We start from the raw sequence: 15,030 nt of genomic DNA, 5'->3' as shown, positions 1-15,030 counted from the left end.
CAACCCTAGCTGTGCATCTCGATAAACACTTGACACTTTCCTCTATTTGATCGTATGATTATGGTTGTGTCTTTCCCTTATTGGTAGTGTTGTGGCGGTGTAGCTCAGCTGGCTAGAGCGTACGGTTCATACCCGTAAGGTCGGGGGTTCGATCCCCTCTACCGCCACCATCTTTTTTTGCAAGGCCCGTTGGTCAAGCGGTTAAGACACCGCCCTTTCACGGCGGTAACACGGGTTCGAATCCCGTACGGGTCATCAACATAAGGGATGACTTAAAGCCACACTTTTCTTTTCGAAAAGTGTGGCTTTTTGTGTAAATGTTGACATTTATGTATCAGTAAGTTTTATCGTGGTAAAATGTGGTTTTTCAAGAGTTCCAAAGATCTACACAAAAAAGACCCGCGTAAAAATACGCGGATCCCTCCTTATAATCAAATATAATAGCCATTTAATCAAGTTCAACAGTAGGTTAGCCGCGTTTAGCTCCTCGCCCACCACGCTTGCCATCCATGCTACGTTTTAAAGTAGATAGGCGGTCTTCGCTATCTTTTAGGAAGCGTGCCATTTTCTTTTCAAAAGTTTCTGGACGTTGATGACGATCAGAGTGTTGATGACGTCGTTGTGGACGCTCAGAACGTTCTGGGCGTTCTGGTCGCTCCGGACGATCTTTAGCCTTTTTAATGGAAAGGCCTATTTTTCCGTCCTTTTCAACGTTGATGACTTTAACAGTTACTTCATCACCAACTTTAAGATGCTCGTTGATATCTTTTACATAATTGTCCGCCACTTCACTAATGTGAACGAGTCCAGTTGAACCTCCTGGTAATTCAACGAAGGCTCCAAAGTTGGTGATCCCCGTGACCTTTCCTTGTACCTTGCTACCTACTTCGATTGACATAAAAAAAATGATCCTCCTTAAACATTCAAATGCACTTACTTTATATTATAGCGAAAACCAAAAAAGCGTGTCAATTGAATGTCCGAGGACAGACGACTGACACGCGCACATTCTACTCATCATCTGGTAATGAGAAAATGATTTCGTTATCGTCTGATAAGTAATATTCTTCACGGGCAAGCTTGCCTACATACTCGTCATCGTTTAATTTCTCGATTTGGTTCTCTAAGTCCTGCTGCTCCTGTTCCAGTGTCGAGAGTTTTTCCTGGAGCTCTATATATTGTTCTTGTTTCGTTACCTTTGTCTGTGCTTGTACAACTAGACCTGTTATGAGGGCCCCTCCAGCAAGAAAGGTAACTAGAAAGAGCATAGTGAGACGGCGTACAAGGTACTTTCGCTTTTTACGTCGCTGTTCATCTTGTTGTGACCATTCTCTTTGTTGCTGTTCACGAAGAGGGGTTACGTTTCCGGTCATCTGCTACTCCTTCCCTTCCTTATAGAGGATGTTCAAAGAGTCTAGGAATATAACTTATCCCCCTTTTGAACATGATACTTTTTATTCTTTTCGTTGGAATATTCTCTTCCAAACTTTTGTATACAAAGTGTTCTTCACTGAACGGAAAAATCCTGCAAACTGCAGAAAAAATTTTTTTGTTTTATCTTGAAAAGAATGTGGAATCATCCAGAGCAAAAGCTTCCAAAATGGACTCAACAACACTTTAACAAATCCTATTATAAACTTCGCTACGAAAAGTACAAGAGTATAAAGACCCCTTCCGATCATCAAAACGAAAGACAACAAAGCGACGATGATAGCTTGAACGGGACGAATGATAACGGTTTGTCCAATGCGTATGCCCAAACGATACGCATTAACAATAAGGCGTATCGTTCGTTCTAATGTAAAAAGATAGATGGATTTTAGTAAGCTTTGATAGGCAGCAAACCCACAAAGGAGCGCTAAAAACACATAAATACGGACTTCCCCTTCGTTTACTAAAAACAACACGTAAAAAATTAGTAAACCTTGGAAAATCCAAAACAGGACATCATGGAGGAAAACAATCCACCGTGGGCGCTTTTTTCGGATAAAGAGTCGTGTATACGTATCCATGGAGGCCCCAAAAAAGCCACCCATCCCTATCATGGTGAGCATGGTTGCAAATTGAACGGAAAGGCTCATTTAAACAACTTGCTAAAAAGGCCTTTAGCTTTCTCCCCAGGCTGCTGATCAATATACACGAGATCAAAGACGCGCCCTTTAATGCTGACAACTCCTTTGTCTACGTCTAAATTTTTCATATGAAGGTTTTCTCCACGAATCACCAGGAAGCCCATGACTGTTTCCAGAAGGAACTCTTCATTATCAAAGCTTTCCACTTGTTTGACTCCTGTAATGTCTACTAAACGACGTCCACGCATAATAACATCGTGGTCTTTCACTACTGTTTTTTGATCTTGATATTGATTCATCGTTCTCCCCCTCTAGGTCTAGACTCTGGTGGCCCTTTTAGAGTCGGCTTTTGCTTTAACCTATGAGAGAGCGCGCAAGATTAGAACAAGCTCTCTTGCTAACGGGGGGTATCTTCTACACGTCTTCTTTGACTCTTTCCTCTTTCAAAATCTCATATAAAGAATTCGCTTCCTCTTTTGAAGCATGTTCTTTCACACCTGTTACACGCACAGTCATTTTACGCGGACCAAGTTGCAGTGAAAGCTCGTCTCCTTCCTTAATGACAGTACCTGCTTTAGCTGTCTGTCCATTGACTTGAATTCTTCCTTTGTCTGCCACTTCCTTAGCGAGCGTTCTTCGCTTGATGAGTCGTGACACCTTTAAATATTTGTCTAAACGCATTTAATTCAGCGTCTCCTTCCGTTTTGCCTGTTGCCAGTATTGTTCTAATTTCTCAAATGACAGTTGATCGAGCGCTTCTCCGTTTGCTTCTGCTAGTTGTTCCATATCCCCAAAGCGTCTTCGGAACTTTTCATTCGCCACGTGCATCGCTTCCTCGGGGTACACTTTTGCCAGTCTTGCTACATTGATTAGTGTGAAAAGAACGTCTCCGAACTCTTCGATAGCATGCGCCTTATGTTCTGGAGTCGATTCCTGCTCGTATGAGTGATGAGCTTGTAGCCATTCATCCCATTCCTCCTGAAACTTCCCTACAGCACCTGCCACATCTCCCCAATCAAACCCGACTTTGGCAGCCTTTTTCTGGAGATCGTATGCCTGCATGAGGTTAGCTAACCCTTTTGGCACCACATCCAATAAAGATTCGTGTTTCGCATCCTGCACTTCTTCTGCTTTAATTTCATGCCAGCTCTTCATCACTTCTTCGACAGTGTTGGCTGTTTCTCCTCCAAAGACGTGAGGATGACGGCGTACCATCTTTTCGCTAACGTTTGAAATAACTTCTTGTAGCGTGAATGTTCCTTCTTCCTCGGCAATTTGTGCATGGAGCATGATTTGCAAAAGAACGTCTCCTAATTCTTTCGCCATTTCCTCAGAGTCTTCTTCATCTACGGCTGCCAAAAACTCATGACTTTCTTCTAACAAATACTGCTTTAGGGTTGCATGGGTTTGTTTTCGATCCCACGGGCATCCGCCTGGCGCACGTAGGGTTGCCACAATTTCCTGTAAGGTGTCCAACAAGTGGTATCGTCCACTTTGTTCTTTAATTGGCGGTACATAGAGTGACGTGCGGTTATGAAATTTCTCTTCGTGATCCAATTCGAACAGAGGAACTGTATCTTTCGTTTCTGTCGGCAAGCCAGCATCCGAAATAATCGTAACAAGGTGATCGTCGGCATAACGCTCCATAAGGGTCAACTTCACATCTGCCGCAACAAATCGACTATATAATTGAGAAATCACTACATGCTGTCGTAACGTAAACGCTTGGGCTGACAGTTGGGTTCCGTCTAAAAACAAGAATCCCTCCACAGGATCGACGCCTATACTTTGGAAAAGATCATCAAGGAAGCTTTGTCCGCCAAGGATTTGGACGTTTACTTCTCCTTTAGCAGCCAAATTACGTAACATCACTGTTGTTTGCTCTGCTACAACTGGGTGGCCTGGTACTGCGTATGTAATATCCTTTGTTTGACTACGTGTAGTAAGGTCTGCCACAATGCGCTCGTACACGCGTTCAAACGTTTCCTCTTCTTCATAAATCCAGTCGTATCCCTCGAACGTGACACCTTCTTGCTGTAGCTCTGTTACTACAGGGTGATCTACGGTTCGGACGAATATTTCCGATTGTTGTGTTACAAAGCGATATATTCCGAGTGGAAGCTGATTGAGATTTCCAGCCCCTAAACCGATAATTGTTATCTTTCCCAATTAGAACAACTCCTCTTTATCCAAACTCTAGAATTACTTTCGTTTCTGTAACCAGTCAAATATAGCCTCTTTTTCCGATAGGGAGAGAAACGATGTTTGCCAAAGCATAACGAAGTATACGATTGCCCCTACACCAGCACTGATCAGCACCCCGACGCCGGCCACAATTCGTCCATCCCCTTCAGGCCATACCAGTTGGATGACCGCCACAATAGACCCCATTACGAGTACGGACTGTCCTACTGTCGTATAGACCGAGAAATCAATGGTCTCAATATAAGGTCGTAAACAAACGCCTACTCCTATACATACCGCCACTGAAGCGATCACGGTTGCCCACGCAGCTCCAAATGTCCCCCAATATGCGGTTAACAGTAACGTCGCAGTTGCTTTAACAAAAAAAGCCCCTCCTAAAAATCCAGTTAAGACTCGCCATCGTTGTTCCGTTTGAAGTACAGTTAATCCGACAATGGCTAAAGAACCGAATACTAAAGATAGAGACAGCACTTGCAACGTCTTTGTTCCTAGGTCATTTGTGAACAACATAACGTTGATTGGTTTCATAAGTAGAAGGAGCCCAACCGTTGCCGGTACTGCTAAAACAATTGTATACCTCACCATTAAAGTAAAAGCCTTCTTTTTCTTCACTATAGATTGTTTTGTCAAAGAAGGAGTGAACGCTAACGCTACGCTTGTTGCGATCACTAAACCTATCTGGAGAAGAGGCTGGCCACGGTCAAACACACCCTTTTCGATGCGTGCACTCACCTCTGTCATTCCCGTCTCTACAAGTACTTGATAGATAAAAAGTGCATCCACAAGCTGAAACAACACAAACAGCGATACCGTACAAACTGATACAACTGCATAAACAAGCACGCGTATGAAAAACCGGCTGTCCCAATAAGACCTTTTTGTCAGCCGACGAGGAAAAATTGCTTGACGACGAAATAGCAGTAAGAACGTAAGGAAAAGGAATGCACCGAATGCACCGACAACGGAACCACCTATGGCTACTGTCCCAATCGTATAGACACTTTCTCCAGCTCTCCAAAGAAGGTACGTTCCTGTCACGATCACAAGCATACGTACAAACTGCTCTATCAACTGACTTACTGCGGTGGGCATCATATCCTGACGTGCTTGCTGATTGCCACGAATAATTGAAAGAAACGGTAACCACCAAAACAAAAAGGAAAACACGCGGAACAACGGGGTCAACTGGTCATCCCTTAGCAAAGCGGCCCACCAGCCTGCACCAAAAAAGAACAAACTCCACCCTAAAATACCTAGGACAAAGAGACCCGTCCAGCTTGTCCATTCCTTTTGCTGTGCTTCTTCATCGGTAGTTGATGACACAAGGAGGAAGGAGAGGGCTACAGGAAATCCAGTCGTCATGAAGGCAAGAACGAGGGCGTAAAACGGGTAGATCTGTTGATACACATAGAACCCTTCGTCTCCTACCATATTTTGATAAGGAACGCGGTACATAGCGCTCATTCCCTTTATAATAACGGCAGCCACTAACAATAAGGAGGCTCCCTGCAATGATTTTCTCATGTGCTTTGTCACTCCGTCGATTCAGTCAACCTTGATTATAGCATAGACTAGCCGGCTGATTTACAATGCCTCTGCATCCCACTTTTAGACACGGAAAAGCCATCCCCACAAAATGTAGGGATGGCTTTTGAATAGGATTGAAAGGCTAAAGTCGGGGACGCTAGCAAGGTACCGTGTCTAACTTCGCGACATCAGTAAAAATTTCGGGCAGTCCTTGGCGTAATACAGGCATACTCGCATCCTTGCGAGCACAACGCCGATCCACTTGCTTCCTTGCGAACGAACGCCTTTTTGACCCACTTCGTGTAGACTCGAGGAAATAATGAATTATTGCTCCATTTGACGCGCAAGAAAACCGGCAGCTGTTTCGACTGCTTTATGTTCTACTTCACCTAATGTTTCCTCTTTCGAATAAATAATAACTGCTCCGATCGGGTCGCCGTTTGCAACGATTGGTCCGATCGTATACGAGGAAATGGACTCCTCATATCCGTCAACTAATGCCACAGATCCTTGCTCAGTTACTAAAGTAGAAGAGCGGTTTTCTAAGACACTTTCGACCTTTTCAGAAATAGGCTTTGTTAAATATTCTTTCTTAGAGCCCCCCGCCACTGAAATGACCGTGTCACGATCGCATACAATGACCGGACTGCCGAGACTATCATAGAGCGCCTCCGCGTATTCTTTTGCAAAATTGCCTAACTCAGAAATTGGAGAATATTTCTTCAAAATTACTTCGCCGTCTCGATCAACAAAAATTTCGAGTGGATCTCCCTCACGAATTCGTAATGTTCTTCGAATCTCCTTTGGAATTACGACGCGTCCTAAATCATCAATACGACGAACGATACCGGTTGCTTTCATCTTTGTTGCCTCTCTTTCATCTGATGATTAGATTCTTCTTGGCAAGCAAATAAGTTTGCCTGATGTTGCCTTTAGTATTTTTCACTTGGAAAGTTCTATGCACTTCTCCAGCAACAATTTTTCTGGATTGCCAGTGATTCACTGCAGTGACTTCATTGCTATGTACACTTCCAACCCATTCAGGCACGTAGTATGAATGCCGAAAAACCTGTGTATACATGTTTCGATATTACGTGCAAAATTATGCTCAATCGACAAAATATGTCATGTGAATATAAAAAACCACCCTTTTTCGACAATAGAAAAGGGTGGTTGAAAAACGCTTAGGAAGCATGGGTAGATGCCGGTTCTTTTTTACATTCAAAGATAGTTTTTACGAGAGAAGCTAGTTTCGGTAACCACTCAGAACTAGGCTGCTTTCGATAATTCAGGGAAAGATGAAGTACTGGCCCTTCCATACCAATGCCTAAATCACGACCTAAGTTTTGCGTTTCTTCAAATAGGCGCACTCCGTCTATTTGAGCCGTATGATTCTCTGTTAAATAGACATGAATGGTATCACCCTTTTGTTCTAATAACTTGACCCCACCTGCTAGTCCATACGCGCGTATGTGAGCGATAGTCACTAAGTCTCGAACCTCTGATGTTGGTTCACCAAATCGGTCGATGAGATCAGCTTCGAGCTCCTCCACATCTTCCGGTGTTTTTACGGAACGGAACCGTTTATACATTTCGATTTTTTGTTGACCATCTCCAATGTAGCGATCAGGCAGGTAGGCATCCACTTTCACATCAATCTCAATAGATTCTTTTTCCTGCTTGGATACGCCGCCTTTTCGTTCTTCAATCGCTTCTTTCAACATTTGAGAGTACAAATCAAATCCAACCGAGTCAATAAAGCCGTGTTGCTGAGCCCCTAACAAATTCCCCGCTCCTCGTATGGATAAATCGCGCATCGCAATTTTAAAACCGCTGCCAAGTTCTGTGAATTCCTTAATAGCATGTAGACGGTTTTCAGCCACCTCGGTAAGTACTTTATCTTTGCGATACGTGAAATAGGCATACGCCACACGGTTTGTTCGACCAACACGCCCTCTAAGCTGATACAGCTGAGAAAGTCCCATTCGATCCGCATCAAATACGAGCAAAGTATTCACGTTTGGAATATCAACACCTGTCTCAATGATGGTAGTACTCACAAGCACATCAAACTCACCTTCAATAAAGCGAAGAATTACAGACTCCAGCTCGTTTTCAGTCATCCTGCCGTGAGCATACGCTACCCTTGCGTCTGGTACGAGCATCGAGATCTCCTCTGCCTTCCGCTCAATGTCTTCTACTCGGTTATATAAAAAGTATACTTGCCCTTGACGCGCCAATTCTCTCTCAATGGCTTCTCTGACAAGGGGACCATTGTACTCCATGACATACGTTTGGACAGGGAATCGGTTTTCTGGTGGTGTCTCAATGACTGACAGATCACGAACACCAAGCATAGACATGTGGAGTGTTCGTGGAATCGGCGTGGCAGTCAACGTCAGCACATCAATGTTCGTCTTAAACTGTTTAATTTTCTCTTTATGTGTCACTCCAAAACGCTGCTCTTCGTCAATAATCAGCAGCCCGAGATCATGATACACCATGTCTTTGGATAGGAGTCGATGAGTTCCCACCACCACATCAACAGTGCCATTTTTTAAACCCTTTGCGGTTTCTTGTTGTTCCTTACGTGTACGGAAACGACTCATTAAGCGAACCTCAATTGGAAAGTCTTGAAACCGCTCGCGCATTGTTTCAAAGTGTTGCTGTGCCAGAATAGTTGTCGGCACGAGAAACGCTACTTGCTTTCCATCTGCAATCGCTTTAAAAACAGCTCGAATCGCCACTTCCGTTTTTCCATAACCGACATCTCCACAAAGAAGCCTATCCATCGGCCGCTCTCTTTCCATATCGACTTTGATCTCTTCAATTGATCGGAGCTGATCTTCCGTCGCTTGGTAGGCAAAGTTCGCCTCAAACTCTCGTTGCATATCACCATCCGGTGCAAAGGCATACCCCTTAGAGCTTTCCCGCTCGGCGTAAAGCTTGATTAGATCGTCAGCAATGTCCTGAACAGAAGATTCTACTTTCCGCTTGACTCGCTTCCACTCACTGCCACCGAGTTTATAGAGCTTCGGTTCTTTACCTTCTGAACCGACATACTTCTGCACTAAATCGATTTGCTCCACAGGAACGTACAACTTATCTGTCCCTTGATAACGAATGTGCAAATAATCTTTGTGCACCCCACCAACCGTTAACGTCTCGATCCCTAAGTACTTTCCAATTCCATGGTGAACGTGGACGACGTGGTCCCCAGCCTGGAGTTCAGAATAGTTTTTTATTCGTTCTGCGTTAGACATCGGTTTTTGTTTTCTTTTTGGTGCGCGCTTCGTTTTGGAAGCAAACAACTCACTTTCGGTAACCACAACAAGCTTCATTAGAGGAAGTTCAAATCCTGCCTGTAATGGGAGCTCGACTACTTGAGCAGCGTGTTTTCGAAATGGTTCGTCTGACCTCTGATAAGTCGCTTCCATCTCATAGTCTTCTAGAACCCGCGTCGTTCGCTTTGCCTTTTCTTCCGTACTTGCGGTAAACACCACTGCAAATCCTTGCTTTTTCCAACGATCTAGTTCTTGCTTTAGTAAATGCATTTGACCATGAAATTGCTGCATTGGTTTGCAGGAAAATGACACGATGTTTTGCGGCTGAGTGTTAGGCATACTTTTCAAAAATAGGGAAAAATACACCTTCTGTCGGCTTGTTCCCTTAAGAAGCTCCAATACTTTATGACTGTAAGTAGCTGCATGCACCGTTTTACCTTCCTCTAAGAGGCCTGTATGCCATTCCAACTCGTCCTTTTCCAATGTTTGAATCGTTTCTTGGATGGGACTCCACTCATCGAGAAATAAGACACCATCGTCACCAAGGTAATCTATAAGACTAGCAGGGTGTTGATCAACGAGGGAAATGTACTTGGAAAGAACTTCTCGATCATGATGTTGCTGCAGACGTTCCAAATCATATTCAACAGCCTCAACGAGAGCCCGTTTTTGCTGATCTTGTTTGTACTTTGTTAAAGATGCCTTTTCCTCTTCCTTTAGACGCTCTGAAAGGGATGCCATGATCTCGTCACGAACAATCCATTCGGCAGCTGGACCAATGTGAACTGAGTCTCTTTTCTCTAGCGAACGTTGATCTTCTACAGAAAATGTACGGATAGAGTCCACCTCTGTATCAAAAAACTCAATGCGCAAAGGAGTAGCCTCTGTTAGCGGGTAGACATCTAGAATACCACCTCGCAAACTCCATTCCCCGGGTGTTGTGACCATGTCGGATCGTTCGTATCCCATAAATATAAGTTGCTGTTTAATTCGATCCATTTCGTCAACATCTGTCCCTACAGTCAAAGACAACTGTGCCCTTTTCCAGTCGGCAGGGGCAGGTAAATAGCGACGGACACCCGCCACTGGCGTAATAATAACAGATGCTTTTCCAGACATCATCGCATCTAAAACACGAAGTCTTTCTGCACGTAATTCGGGAGATGATGTTGTGAACTCTGTTGCAAGTACCTCGTTGGCTGGATATAAAAACACTTCATCTTCTTCGTAAACACTGAGTACATCTTCAAAATACTTTTGGGCTTGTAATTGATTGTGCGTCATGATTAATATGGGGCGCTGCAGTTCTTTGGCAAGGGTCGCCATAAGAAGAGGTCGACTCGATCCGCTCACACCGGTAACGAGCTGCTCTCGTAAATGCTCTTTGCACCCGTCCACAATTGATTGCACATCTTCTTGTTCACGAAACGCTTGTAAAAATGCGTTCACTCTCTACACCGCTCCTTGCTGAAAACAGAAAAATGCTTTGGGACGACATCTCCCCCAAAGCGTTTACTGCAAAAATGTTTGTTGTTCGTGATAATGTGGTGATTGATCTAAAGCTTCTTGACATTCTTCACAAATTGTCTTGATCTCGAGATCCCCATTAGACATAAAGGATATCATATTTTGCCGTTCTGCATTCGTTAAGACATCAAAGCCTAAATTTGTGGTCGCTAATCTTTCTTGGTCAAGTGTACCCACTTGCGACTGGCAGTGACGACATACATAATGGAGTGCCATAGAAGTCCCTCCCATACAAAAGTGCTATAGTTAGTATGGACGAAAAAACGGGCATCTATTCATGAAAATAACATACTTTACTTCTTCTACATGTATACAAAAAGACCTTTTTTAGGACGAAACTTTTCGATTATATTCATTCATTACTTCAAGAAATGGTTTTTGTAAATGGGCTTCACAAGCCTCTACGCTCCACTGTACCGCTTGATCCATCAACGCTCTTTCCTCTTTAGAGTACGTGCCTAGCACATAATTTGGTACAGCTATACCTGGAGCTGGACGGTCAATTCCGATCCGAATACGGGAGAATGAGGAAACACCTAGATGCTGAATAAGAGACTTCATACCATTATGTCCACCAGCGCTTCCTTTTTGACGAAGTCGGATATGTCCGGAGGGCAAATCTAGGTCGTCATAACAAACCACAAGGTCGTCTATTTCAATATCAAAGTAGTCCATAAGCGGTCGCACACATTCTCCACTTAAGTTCATGAATGTTAGTGGCTGCAAAAGAACGACCTTTTCCCCTTGAACAACCCCTTTCCCATATCGCCCTTTATGCTTCGCTATATCAAGAGGAATGTTCCAGCGATTACTCAATGCCTCGATCACTTCGAATCCAATGTTGTGACGGGTATTGGCATACTTCACCCCTGGATTTCCAAGCCCCACAAACAGTTTCATGATAATTCTCACCTCGTTCATCTCTATACTAGCGGCTTCCGGCTAGACATGGCAAGGGTGACCCAATAGGTTTAGGTCACCCGAGATTGCCTGTTATTCTTTTCTGTGGAAAAGGGGCGGAGTTACGCAGATTCCTAACGTCACCATCTATCTCATTAGAAACAACTTCGGATATTGATTAAAAAACTACATAGGGCTCCACTCGCACCGCCTTGATCACAACTAGACTGCTTTGTGACCAGTTTCCCATACATGGTTGCGTGCTGCGCTCATGAATGTTTCCTTACTATACTTCCCGACCTTCTTCATTTTCAGGAGTACCTTCAGCTTGCTCTTCGCCGCTATCAATTTCCTCTTCTTGGCGCGGTGGCAAGATGGAGGCAACTGTTTCCCCGTCCTCGTGATTGATCGTGTAGTTTGAAGCAGAAGTTTTCAAATCCGCTACTGTCACCGTATCACTCACAACTAAGGAGGAGATATCAAATTCAACCGCCATCGGAATGTCGCTCGGTTTTGCAGTGACACTCACTTCATGCAATGACTGCTGCAAGACACCGCCATCTTTGACACCTTGAGCATTTCCGACAAGTGTCACCTGTACATCTGCATCGATTTCAGCAGACATGTCCACCGCAAGGAAATCAGCATGCGTCACTTCATTTTTCAAGAAATCTTGTTGATAGTCTGACAAAATTACGTTATATGTTGAACCTTCGACAGATAAGTTAATCACACCGTTTCTTCCAGCTTCTCGCATTGTTTTCACAAAAGCAATACTATCAACCGTAATCGGTGTGTTGTCTGCCTTATTCCCGTAAACTACCGCGGGAATGCTACCTGATTCACGAAGAAGTCTTGTAGTGGATCCTTTTAAATCAGTACGTTTTTTTGCATTTAAATTTATAGCCATCATCTTCACCTTCCCTTAATCGTTCAGGCTGAATTATTTTGTCAGCCTCCGTAATTGGGTCTATATACTATTTCCCCTAATTTGAGAAAACTTAAACCTCTTTTTTAGGAAAGGTGTCAGAAGTTTACGTAAACAGTGTCGATACGGACTGGTTTTCGTATACACGGATAATGGCTTCACCAATCAACTCAGCTACCGATAGCTGAACTACTTTTTCGGTTTTCTTTTCTTCAGGTAGCACAATGGAGTTCGTTACGACAAGCTCTTTAATTTTCGAGTTTTCAATACGCTCAATTGCTGGACCTGATAGCACTGGATGTGTGCAGCACGCATATACCTCTTTTGCCCCGTTTTCAATAAGAGCGTTAGCAGCAAGCGTTATCGTCCCCGCTGTATCAATAATATCGTCAATAAGAATGGCTACTTTCCCATCAATATTTCCAACGATATTCATGACTTCAGCGACATTTGGCTTTGGTCGTCGCTTGTCAATAATCGCAATCGGGGCTTTCAACCGCTCAGCCATTTTTCGAGCACGTGTTACGCCACCGTGGTCTGGTGACACAATCACGACATCCTCCTGTGGAATCGGCTTATTCTTGAAATATTTAGCAAGGATTGGAACTCCCATTAAATGGTCAATCGGGATGTCAAAGAACCCTTGGATTTGTGGTGCGTGTAAGTCGAGCGTAATGACTCGTGCTGCCCCCGCTGTCTCAAGTAAATTAGCCACGAGTTTTGAAGTGATTGGTTCACGAGCTCTCGCTTTTCGGTCTTGGCGCGCATATCCATAGTAAGGCATTACGATATTAACAGTTGCTGCAGACGCTCTCTTCAGTGCATCAATTAAAATGAGTAATTCCATGATATTATCGTTCACCGGAGCACTCGTTGACTGGATCACAAATACATCGCAGCCACGAATACTCTCTTCGATATTAATTTGGATTTCTCCATCGCTAAAGCGCGTTACTGAGCACTTCCCAAGCTCGACACCAACATGAGCTGCAATTTCAGATGCAAGAGGACGGTTGGAGCTGAGAGAAAATATTTTCATTTTCGAGTTGGCATACGAAGTTGGCATGTGAGGAGACCCCCGATTATTTTTTGTGATTCAACTTTTCTGCATAATTTTCTTTGTTCACTTGTCTAGCGCGCGCAATAGTGAGTGCTTTTCCCGGGACATCATCAGTTATCGTAGAACCTGCTGCAACAAATGCCTCTTTACCAATCGTGACAGGTGCAAGTAAGTTGGCATTACAGCCGATAAACGCACCGTCCTCAATAATAGTGCGTGCTTTGTTTTTTCCATCATAATTGACAGTAATAGCACCACAGCTATAGTTCACATCTTCACCAATGTCTGCGTCGCCAATATAGCTAAGATGAGAGGCTTTACTACGTGCTCCGAGACGCGATTTCTTTACTTCAACAAAGTTGCCAATTTTTACGTCGTTTTCAATGAAAGAATCTGGACGAACATGTGCAAACGGACCGATTTGAACCCCGTTTCCTACCGTGCTGTCATAGACAACCGATTGACGGACTGTCGTATTGTTTCCAATAGAGCAACGGACAAGTTCCGTGTTCGGACCAATTGTTGCGGAAGAACCAATTATTGTCCCTTTCCGAATGGTTGTACCTGGTTCTAACACAGTATCAGAACCAATTTCAACATCCGCTTCGATAAACGTTGACTGCGGATCTACGACGGTAACCCCTTGACGCATATGATGCGTGAGAATACGCTCCTTCATCGTTAACGATGCTTTAGAGAGGGCAACGCGATCGTTCACTCCAATGGTCTCAAAACGATTACTTGTTGCATACGCGGCCACCTGGTCACCATTTGCTTTCATAATCTCGATGCAATCCGGCAAATAATACTCTCCTTGAGCATTGTTGTTCTTTATCTCTTCCAACGCTTCAAATAACTTTTTATTATCAAAGCAGTACGTACCTGTATTCACTTCACAAATGCGCAGCACATCTTCTGTTGCATCTTTTTGTTCGACGATACGGCTCACATGACCTTGGTCATCGCGAACAATTCTTCCATACCCTGTAGGATCCTCTTCATGCGTTGTGAGCACAGTAACCGCGGCTCCTGCTGCTTCATGCGTTTGGAGAAGTGCTTCCAAAGTCTCTGACGTAAGAAGCGGTGTATCACCACAGACCACAAGAGTCGTTCCTTCTTTTCTAGATAAGAAATCTTTTGCTTGTTGCACAGCATGACCTGTCCCAAGCTGTTCTTCTTGAAGGCAATACTGACTTCTATCGCCGAGATACGTTTGAACGTCCTCTGCCCCGTGACCAACAATCGTATACATTTCATTTATAGCAACCTTTGAAACTTGGTCAACCACGTGTTCCACCATTGGCTTTCCACAAACCGGATGTAACACTTTATATAAAGTCGATTTCATACGGGTTCCTTTACCCGCAGCTAAAACAATCGCAAAACGGTTCATCAACGAACCCCCAGTACTCGAATTTTGTCAAGTTGACTATATCCTAAAACTGCATGACTTTCAAGGTAAGCCTAGGAACTACAAACTTTTGTCACTTCTATTAGGAGACATTCCAGTTTTTGATTAGGAGGAGA

The 15,030-nt window shown here is 43.8% G+C and carries 14 protein-coding genes and 2 tRNA genes; 2 read left to right on the top strand and 14 right to left on the bottom strand.

The window, feature by feature from the left end:
- The first annotated feature begins 93 nt into the window (after positions 1-93).
- Together HHK01_RS00800 and HHK01_RS00795 are read left to right on the top strand one after the other, a co-directional pair.
- Positions 94-170, top strand: a tRNA-Met gene (locus HHK01_RS00800).
- 13 nt (positions 171-183) lie between these two features.
- A tRNA-Glu gene (locus HHK01_RS00795) sits at positions 184-255 on the top strand.
- A 214-nt stretch (positions 256-469) separates the two neighbouring features.
- Here the strand turns inward: HHK01_RS00795 and HHK01_RS00790 are convergent.
- From HHK01_RS00790 to glmU, 14 genes are all read right to left on the bottom strand, one after another.
- On the bottom strand, positions 470-898 hold the full coding sequence (locus HHK01_RS00790) for a S1 domain-containing RNA-binding protein (RefSeq protein WP_170005986.1): 429 nt from the start codon (positions 896-898) through the stop codon (positions 470-472).
- A gap of 112 nt (positions 899-1,010) precedes the next feature.
- The gene (locus HHK01_RS00785; RefSeq protein WP_170005985.1) at positions 1,011-1,373 is read right to left on the bottom strand and encodes an FtsB family cell division protein; all 363 of its coding nucleotides are present in this window, start codon (positions 1,371-1,373) and stop codon (positions 1,011-1,013) included.
- Positions 1,374-1,454: 81 nt separating this feature from the next.
- Positions 1,455-2,081: a spore cortex biosynthesis protein YabQ gene (gene yabQ / locus HHK01_RS00780; RefSeq protein WP_170005984.1), complete on the bottom strand. Its 627-nt coding sequence runs from the start codon at positions 2,079-2,081 to the stop codon at positions 1,455-1,457.
- A complete protein-coding gene (yabP, locus tag HHK01_RS00775; protein WP_170005983.1) occupies positions 2,078-2,371 on the bottom strand; it encodes a sporulation protein YabP in 294 nt (97 codons plus the stop codon). Before yabP ends, yabQ begins: the two co-directional genes overlap by 4 nt.
- A 115-nt stretch (positions 2,372-2,486) precedes the next feature.
- Positions 2,487-2,753: an RNA-binding S4 domain-containing protein gene (locus HHK01_RS00770; protein ID WP_170005982.1), complete on the bottom strand. Its 267-nt coding sequence runs from the start codon at positions 2,751-2,753 to the stop codon at positions 2,487-2,489.
- A complete protein-coding gene (gene yabN, locus HHK01_RS00765) occupies positions 2,754-4,241 on the bottom strand; it encodes a bifunctional methyltransferase/pyrophosphohydrolase YabN (RefSeq protein WP_170005981.1) in 1,488 nt (495 codons plus the stop codon). It abuts the gene before it with no gap.
- Positions 4,242-4,274: 33 nt separating this feature from the next.
- Entirely contained in the window at positions 4,275-5,801 is a 1,527-nt protein-coding gene (locus tag HHK01_RS00760; RefSeq protein WP_170005980.1) for a putative polysaccharide biosynthesis protein, read from the bottom strand.
- A gap of 327 nt (positions 5,802-6,128) precedes the next feature.
- On the bottom strand, positions 6,129-6,665 hold the full coding sequence (gene spoVT / locus HHK01_RS00755) for a stage V sporulation protein T (RefSeq protein ID WP_170005979.1): 537 nt from the start codon (positions 6,663-6,665) through the stop codon (positions 6,129-6,131).
- Between the two features lie 323 nt (positions 6,666-6,988).
- The gene (gene mfd, locus HHK01_RS00750) at positions 6,989-10,537 is read right to left on the bottom strand and encodes a transcription-repair coupling factor (RefSeq protein ID WP_170005978.1); all 3,549 of its coding nucleotides are present in this window, start codon (positions 10,535-10,537) and stop codon (positions 6,989-6,991) included.
- 63 nt (positions 10,538-10,600) lie between these two features.
- A complete protein-coding gene (locus tag HHK01_RS00745; protein ID WP_170005977.1) occupies positions 10,601-10,831 on the bottom strand; it encodes an anti-sigma-F factor Fin in 231 nt (76 codons plus the stop codon).
- A 111-nt stretch (positions 10,832-10,942) separates the two neighbouring features.
- Positions 10,943-11,515: an aminoacyl-tRNA hydrolase gene (gene pth / locus HHK01_RS00740; RefSeq protein WP_170005976.1), complete on the bottom strand. Its 573-nt coding sequence runs from the start codon at positions 11,513-11,515 to the stop codon at positions 10,943-10,945.
- 286 nt (positions 11,516-11,801) lie between these two features.
- Positions 11,802-12,425, bottom strand: a complete 624-nt coding sequence (locus tag HHK01_RS00735; protein ID WP_170008596.1) for a 50S ribosomal protein L25/general stress protein Ctc — start codon at positions 12,423-12,425, stop codon at positions 11,802-11,804.
- 124 nt (positions 12,426-12,549) lie between these two features.
- The gene (locus tag HHK01_RS00730) at positions 12,550-13,509 is read right to left on the bottom strand and encodes a ribose-phosphate diphosphokinase (RefSeq protein WP_170005975.1); all 960 of its coding nucleotides are present in this window, start codon (positions 13,507-13,509) and stop codon (positions 12,550-12,552) included.
- A gap of 16 nt (positions 13,510-13,525) precedes the next feature.
- Positions 13,526-14,899, bottom strand: a complete 1,374-nt coding sequence (gene glmU, locus HHK01_RS00725) for a bifunctional UDP-N-acetylglucosamine diphosphorylase/glucosamine-1-phosphate N-acetyltransferase GlmU (RefSeq protein WP_170005974.1) — start codon at positions 14,897-14,899, stop codon at positions 13,526-13,528.
- Between the last annotated feature and the right edge of the window lie 131 nt (positions 14,900-15,030).

Origin of the sequence: Bacillus fonticola, from assembly GCF_012955605.1 — a bacterium.
In the GTDB taxonomy this organism is placed as follows: domain Bacteria; phylum Bacillota; class Bacilli; order Bacillales; family JC228; genus Bacillus_CG; species Bacillus_CG fonticola.
This window is presented reverse-complemented; position numbering and strand designations above follow the sequence as displayed.

What these genes read in the sequence shown, in the direction of transcription:
- HHK01_RS00770 (WP_170005982.1), bottom strand. Translation starts at nt 2,753, where the DNA reads ATGCGTTTAGACAAATATTTAAAGGTGTCACGACTCATCAAGCGAAGA.
- HHK01_RS00735 (WP_170008596.1), bottom strand. Translation starts at nt 12,425, where the DNA reads ATGGCTATAAATTTAAATGCAAAAAAACGTACTGATTTAAAAGGATCC.
- yabP (WP_170005983.1), bottom strand. Translation starts at nt 2,371, where the DNA reads ATGAATCAATATCAAGATCAAAAAACAGTAGTGAAAGACCACGATGTT.
- HHK01_RS00730 (WP_170005975.1), bottom strand. Translation starts at nt 13,509, where the DNA reads ATGCCAACTTCGTATGCCAACTCGAAAATGAAAATATTTTCTCTCAGC.
- spoVT (WP_170005979.1), bottom strand. Translation starts at nt 6,665, where the DNA reads ATGAAAGCAACCGGTATCGTTCGTCGTATTGATGATTTAGGACGCGTC.
- HHK01_RS00790 (WP_170005986.1), bottom strand. Translation starts at nt 898, where the DNA reads ATGTCAATCGAAGTAGGTAGCAAGGTACAAGGAAAGGTCACGGGGATC.
- HHK01_RS00785 (WP_170005985.1), bottom strand. Translation starts at nt 1,373, where the DNA reads ATGACCGGAAACGTAACCCCTCTTCGTGAACAGCAACAAAGAGAATGG.
- pth (WP_170005976.1), bottom strand. Translation starts at nt 11,515, where the DNA reads ATGAAACTGTTTGTGGGGCTTGGAAATCCAGGGGTGAAGTATGCCAAT.
- HHK01_RS00760 (WP_170005980.1), bottom strand. Translation starts at nt 5,801, where the DNA reads ATGAGAAAATCATTGCAGGGAGCCTCCTTATTGTTAGTGGCTGCCGTT.
- yabQ (WP_170005984.1), bottom strand. Translation starts at nt 2,081, where the DNA reads ATGAGCCTTTCCGTTCAATTTGCAACCATGCTCACCATGATAGGGATG.
- HHK01_RS00745 (WP_170005977.1), bottom strand. Translation starts at nt 10,831, where the DNA reads ATGGCACTCCATTATGTATGTCGTCACTGCCAGTCGCAAGTGGGTACA.